Here is a 6,742-nt window from a genome sequence, read left to right as displayed (position 1 = left end):
CTCAGCTGGGAGAGCGCCTGCCTTGCACGCAGGAGGTCAGCGGTTCGATCCCGCTAGGCTCCACCAAAAAGCTATTTTAAATAGCAAATGGTATGTTCTTTGAAAACTAGATAACAGTGTAGCTCATATTTTTTAATTTTTAGTTTGGTTAAGTTAGAAAGGGCGCACGGTGGATGCCTTGACACTAGGAGTCGATGAAGGACGGGACTAACGCCGATATGCTTCGGGGAGCTGTAAGTAAGCTTTGATCCGAAGATTTCCGAATGGGGAAACCCACCATACGTAATGGTATGGTATCCTTACCTGAATACATAGGGTAAGGAAGACAGACCCAGGGAACTGAAACATCTAAGTACCTGGAGGAAGAGAAAGCAAATGCGATTTCCTGAGTAGCGGCGAGCGAAACGGAACATAGCCCAAACCAAGAGGCTTGCCTCTTGGGGTTGTAGGACATTCTATACGGAGTTACAAAGGAACGAGGTAGACGAAGCGACCTGGAAAGGTCCGTCGTAGAGGGTAACAACCCCGTAGTCGAAACTTCGTTCTCTCTTGAATGTATCCTGAGTACGGCGGAACACGTGAAATTCCGTCGGAATCTGGGAGGACCATCTCCCAAGGCTAAATACTCCCTAGTGATCGATAGTGAACCAGTACCGTGAGGGAAAGGTGAAAAGCACCCCGGAAGGGGAGTGAAAGAGATCCTGAAACCGTGTGCCTACAAATAGTCAGAGCCCGTTAACGGGTGATGGCGTGCCTTTTGTAGAATGAACCGGCGAGTTACGATCCCGTGCGAGGTTAAGCTGAAGAGGCGGAGCCGCAGCGAAAGCGAGTCTGAATAGGGCGTTTAGTACGTGGTCGTAGACCCGAAACCAGGTGATCTACCCATGTCCAGGGTGAAGTTCAGGTAACACTGAATGGAGGCCCGAACCCACGCACGTTGAAAAGTGCGGGGATGAGGTGTGGGTAGCGGAGAAATTCCAATCGAACCTGGAGATAGCTGGTTCTCCCCGAAATAGCTTTAGGGCTAGCCTTAAGTGTAAGAGTCTTGGAGGTAGAGCACTGATTGGACTAGGGGTCCTCATCGGATTACCGAATTCAGTCAAACTCCGAATGCCAATGACTTATCCTTAGGAGTCAGACTGCGAGTGATAAGATCCGTAGTCAAAAGGGAAACAGCCCAGACCGCCAGCTAAGGTCCCAAAGTGTGTATTAAGTGGAAAAGGATGTGGAGTTGCTTAGACAACTAGGATGTTGGCTTAGAAGCAGCCACCATTTAAAGAGTGCGTAATAGCTCACTAGTCGAGTGACTCTGCGCCGAAAATGTACCGGGGCTAAATACACCACCGAAGCTGCGGATTGATACCGAATGGTATCAGTGGTAGGGGAGCGTTCTAAGGACAGTGAAGTCAGACCGGAAGGACTGGTGGAGTGCTTAGAAGTGAGAATGCCGGTATGAGTAGCGAAAGACGGGTGAGAATCCCGTCCACCGAATGCCTAAGGTTTCCTGAGGAAGGCTCGTCCGCTCAGGGTTAGTCAGGACCTAAGCCGAGGCCGACAGGCGTAGGCGATGGACAACAGGTTGATATTCCTGTACCACCTCTTTATCGTTTGAGCAATGGAGGAACGCAGAAGGATAGAAGAAGCGTGCGATTGGTTGTGCACGTCCAAGCAGTTAGGCTGATAAGTAGGCAAATCCGCTTATCATAAAGGCTGAGCTGTGATGGGGAAGCTCCTTATGGAGCGAAGTCTTTGATTCCCCGCTGCCAAGAAAAGCTTCTAGCGAGATAAAAGGTGCCTGTACCGCAAACCGACACAGGTAGGCGAGGAGAGAATCCTAAGGTGTGCGAGAGAACTCTGGTTAAGGAACTCGGCAAAATGACCCCGTAACTTCGGGAGAAGGGGTGCTTTCTTAACGGAAAGCCGCAGTGAATAGGCCCAAGCGACTGTTTAGCAAAAACACAGCTCTCTGCGAAGCCGTAAGGCGAAGTATAGGGGGTGACACCTGCCCGGTGCTGGAAGGTTAAGGAGAGGGGTTAGCGTAAGCGAAGCTCTGAACTGAAGCCCCAGTAAACGGCGGCCGTAACTATAACGGTCCTAAGGTAGCGAAATTCCTTGTCGGGTAAGTTCCGACCCGCACGAAAGGTGTAACGATTTGGGCACTGTCTCAACCAGAGACTCGGTGAAATTATAGTACCTGTGAAGATGCAGGTTACCCGCGACAGGACGGAAAGACCCCGTGGAGCTTTACTGTAGCCTGATATTGAATTTTGGTACAGTTTGTACAGGATAGGCGGGAGCCATTGAAACCGGAGCGCTAGCTTCGGTGGAGGCGCTGGTGGGATACCGCCCTGACTGTATTGAAATTCTAACCTACGGGTCTTATCGACCCGGGAGACAGTGTCAGGTGGGCAGTTTGACTGGGGCGGTCGCCTCCTAAAGTGTAACGGAGGCGCCCAAAGGTTCCCTCAGAATGGTTGGAAATCATTCGTAGAGTGCAAAGGCATAAGGGAGCTTGACTGCGAGACCTACAAGTCGAGCAGGGACGAAAGTCGGGCTTAGTGATCCGGTGGTTCCGCATGGAAGGGCCATCGCTCAACGGATAAAAGCTACCCCGGGGATAACAGGCTTATCTCCCCCAAGAGTCCACATCGACGGGGAGGTTTGGCACCTCGATGTCGGCTCATCGCATCCTGGGGCTGTAGTCGGTCCCAAGGGTTGGGCTGTTCGCCCATTAAAGCGGTACGCGAGCTGGGTTCAGAACGTCGTGAGACAGTTCGGTCCCTATCCGTCGTGGGCGTAGGAAATTTGAGAGGAGCTGTCCTTAGTACGAGAGGACCGGGATGGACGCACCGCTGGTGTACCAGTTGTTCTGCCAAGGGCATAGCTGGGTAGCTATGTGCGGAAGGGATAAGTGCTGAAAGCATCTAAGCATGAAGCCCCCCTCAAGATGAGATTTCCCATAGCGTAAGCTAGTAAGATCCCTGAAAGATGATCAGGTTGATAGGTTCGAGGTGGAAGCATGGTGACATGTGGAGCTGACGAATACTAATAGATCGAGGACTTAACCATATAATATGAAGCAATGTTATCTAGTTTTGAAGGAATATGCCTTCATAGTTTGGTGATGATGGCAGAGAGGTCACACCCGTTCCCATACCGAACACGGAAGTTAAGCTCTCTAGCGCCGATGGTAGTTGGGACCTTGTCCCTGTGAGAGTAGGACGTCGCCAAGCAACTAAAAACACAAGTCATTTGACTTGTGTTTTTTTGTATTGTTAAAAAGAATAGGAAAGAAGTAATGGTAATACAAACACGTTGCCCAAGAGTTAATCATATTATATAAAAGATGGGTGTATATTTTTCTGTAAATTGTTAAGGATTAGAAGTATAAAATAGGTTCACTTAAATAGGGAGGGAAGGTTATGAAATTACAAAGTGAAGTTTGTATTGTTTGTGAGACAAAAAGAAAAGAAGGTATATATGTTTATAATAATTTAATATGCTATGAATGTGAAAAGGATATGGTGAATACAGAGACAGATGATCCGAAATATATACATTATTTAAAGCAGCTTCGAAAATTAGAAGTATCATATTTTTAAATAGGCATATGCCTATTATTTTTTTTGTTCTGTATAATAGATAGAGAATGAATAATAAGGAAGAGATATAGATGAATCAAAATCGTATGCCTTTATATGAGGCGTTAATAGAGTTTAAAGAAAGAGGGCCGTTATCCTTTCATGTTCCAGGTCATAAGAATGGTTTAAACTTCCCTCAGGAGGCAATAAGAGAGTTTAAAGATATTCTATCTATTGATGTAACTGAGTTAGCAGGACTAGATGATTTGCATAGTCCGTTTGAATGTATAGATGAGGCACAACAATTATTGGCTGAAGTTTATAATACAAAGAGGAGCTATTTTTTAATTAATGGTTCAACAGTCGGGAACTTAGCAATGATTTTGTCTTGTTGCGGGGAACATGATATTGTTCTTGTACAAAGAAATTGCCATAAATCAATTATTAATGCTTTAAAACTTGCGGGAGCAAATCCCATTTTTTTAGATCCATGGATTGATGAAGCTTATAACGTACCGGTGGGAGTTCGTAACGAAATTATTAAGAAAGCAATTGAAAAGTATCCAAATGCGAAAGCACTCATTTTAACGCATCCTAATTATTATGGTATGGGTATGGATCTAGAGGCAAGCATCGCTTTTGCACATGCACATAAAATCCCTGTTTTGGTAGATGAGGCACATGGGGCACATTTGTGCTTGGGAGAACCATTCCCGAAGTCAGCATTAACATATGGTGCAGATATTGTAGTTCATTCTGCACATAAAACATTACCCGCAATGACAATGGGTTCCTATTTACATATAAATAGTCACTTAGTAGACGAAGAGAAGGTTACTACTTATTTAAGTATGCTACAATCTAGTAGTCCATCGTATCCAATTATGGCTTCCTTGGATATAGCACGCTTTACAATGGCGCGTATAAAAGAAGAAGGTCACAGTGAAATTGTTGAGTTTTTACGAAGATTTAAGGAACAATTACGTTCTATTCCCCAAATCGCCATTTTAGAATATCCGTTGCAAGATGAGTTAAAGGTCACCGTACAAACTCGTTGTCAGTTATCAGGGTACGAATTACAGTCTGTATTTGAAAAGGTCGGTATATATACAGAGATGGCTGATCCGTACAATGTCCTATTTATTTTACCCTTACAAGTAAATGAGGGATATATGAAGGTTATAGAGATGATCCGAGTAGCATTGCAACATTATGAGGTGAAAGACAAGAGGGAATCTATTCGTTATACTTATAAAGGTGAATTCTCTCTTTTACCGTATACGTATAAACAACTAGACGTATATGAAACAAAGATAGTATCTATAGAAGAGGCTGTTGGAATGATAGCGGCGGAAATGGTGATTCCGTATCCACCTGGAATTCCATTGATTATGTATGGAGAGAGAATTACTTCAGAGCATAAAGAGCAAATTATGTATTTAGAGAGAGCAGGAGCTCGTTTTCAAGGGAATACGAAATATATGAAAGTGTATGATATAGAAAGTAGGTTTTAGGATGAAGGGATTATTTGTAACAATTGAGGGCCCAGAAGGTTCAGGTAAAACAACGTTAATTAAAAGCTTATTGCCATATTTTGAACAAAAAGCACAAAAGGTAATGGCGACAAGGGAACCAGGCGGTATTGCAATTTCTGAGGACATTAGGACGATTTTACATAAACAAGAATATACGATGATGGAAGCACGTACAGAAGCGCTTCTTTATGCTGCTGCGCGCAGACAACATTTAGTAGAAAAAGTTATGCCAGCACTTAATGAGAACTACCTCGTGTTATGTGATCGTTTTATAGATAGCTCTTTAGCATACCAAGGCTATGCAAGAGGATTGGGTATGGATAAGGTATTTGAAATAAATCGTTTCGCAACAGAGGACTGTATGCCTAGTTTAACAATTTATCTAGACATTGAGCCTGAGGTTGGTTTGGCTCGGATTGAAAAAGATGCAGGACGTGAAGTAAATCGACTAGATATGGAAGATATCTCTTTCCATAAACGTGTGCGCGAAGGGTATTTACAAGTTGTAGAACGTTTCTCGGATCGTATTGTATTGGTAAATGCTGATCAGCCGATGGAAAAACTTATAGAAGAAGTTGTTCAGCTTATAGAAGATAAATTGTTATAATAGAAGGAAAGAATGAAATAAGTGAGGTATGCATTATGACGAAGACGTGGGAGCAGCTTTCTGCTATACAACCCATCGGTGTAAAAATGTTGATGAATAGCATTGCAAAAGAGCGTATATCCCACGCTTACTTGTTAGAGGGAGGGAAAGGGACAGGAAAGTTTGCGACAGCAATTCAAATGGCAAAGAGTTTCCTCTGTTCTGAGCGAAATGGGGTAGAGCCCTGCCATGTATGTACAAACTGTAAGCGAATTGATTCAGGTAACCACCCTAACTTACATATTGTAAAACCAGACGGATTATCTATTAAGAAGCAGCAAATTCATGATTTACAAGAAGAGTTTTCAAAAACAGGATTAGAAGCAAATAAAAAATTATATATTATTGAGCATGCAGATCGTATGACAGCAAATGCGGCAAATACACTTTTGAAATTTTTAGAAGAACCAAGTAGTGATACAACTGCTATTTTACTTACTGAACAAAGTCATCAAATTTTAAATACGATTTTATCTCGTTGCCAAGTTGTTACGTTTAGACCGTTACCTACGGAATCTTTAATTAGAAGATTACAGGATGAAGGGATTACAGCATCTTTATCGACACTTGCTGCTCAACTTACAAATAGTTTTGATGAAGCTTTAGCTTTATGTAGTGATGAATGGTTTGCACAAGCACGAGCTTTAGTGATAAAATTATGTGAAGCGCTCGAAAAAGATAAAACCTCTATTTTTTTTGTACAAGAAAAATGGGGAAAACACTTTGGAGAGAAAGAACAATTACAGCAAGGTTTAGATATGTTACTCCTTATTTATAAGGATTTATTATATGTTCAACTTGGAGAAGAAGATCGTCTTGTTTTTCATGAGCAGAAAGAGATGTTTGAATCGTTTTCCTATGCTCAGAAGCGCATTGTATCAGCTCTCTTTAATATATTAGAGGCAAAAAATAGAATCAACGCTAATGTAAATGCGCAGCTTGTGTTCGAACAGTTAGTGTTGCGGTTGCAGGAGGGATGA

The 6,742-nt window shown here is 43.0% G+C and carries 4 protein-coding genes, 1 tRNA gene and 2 rRNA genes (1 of these 7 running past the window's edge); all 7 read left to right on the top strand.

Going from position 1 to position 6,742, the window contains the following annotated elements:
* A tRNA-Ala gene (locus AC0OM3_RS13645) sits at positions 1-66 on the top strand; it begins 10 nt to the left of the window's first position.
* Positions 67-146: 80 nt separating this feature from the next.
* A 23S ribosomal RNA gene (locus AC0OM3_RS13640) occupies positions 147-3,069 on the top strand.
* Between the two features lie 48 nt (positions 3,070-3,117).
* Positions 3,118-3,233, top strand: a 5S ribosomal RNA gene (gene rrf, locus AC0OM3_RS13635).
* Between the two features lie 189 nt (positions 3,234-3,422).
* Positions 3,423-3,602, top strand: a complete 180-nt coding sequence (locus AC0OM3_RS13630) for a sigma factor G inhibitor Gin (RefSeq protein WP_000776279.1) — start codon at positions 3,423-3,425, stop codon at positions 3,600-3,602.
* Positions 3,603-3,673: 71 nt separating this feature from the next.
* Positions 3,674-5,095 carry an aminotransferase class I/II-fold pyridoxal phosphate-dependent enzyme gene (locus AC0OM3_RS13625; RefSeq protein WP_074594811.1) on the top strand — a complete coding sequence of 474 codons (1,422 nt, stop codon included), beginning with the start codon at positions 3,674-3,676 and terminating at the stop codon, positions 5,093-5,095.
* A 1-nt stretch (position 5,096) separates the two neighbouring features.
* Entirely contained in the window at positions 5,097-5,723 is a 627-nt protein-coding gene (gene tmk / locus AC0OM3_RS13620) for a dTMP kinase (protein ID WP_000677219.1), read from the top strand.
* A gap of 35 nt (positions 5,724-5,758) precedes the next feature.
* Positions 5,759-6,742, top strand: coding sequence for a DNA polymerase III subunit delta' (gene holB, locus AC0OM3_RS13615; RefSeq protein WP_000169564.1), 984 nt, complete (start codon positions 5,759-5,761; stop codon positions 6,740-6,742).

The sequence above is a fragment of the Bacillus sp. FAU20 genome (genome assembly GCF_056033865.1).
Note: the sequence above shows the minus strand (reverse complement) of the source record. Positions and strands in the feature narration are given on the sequence as shown.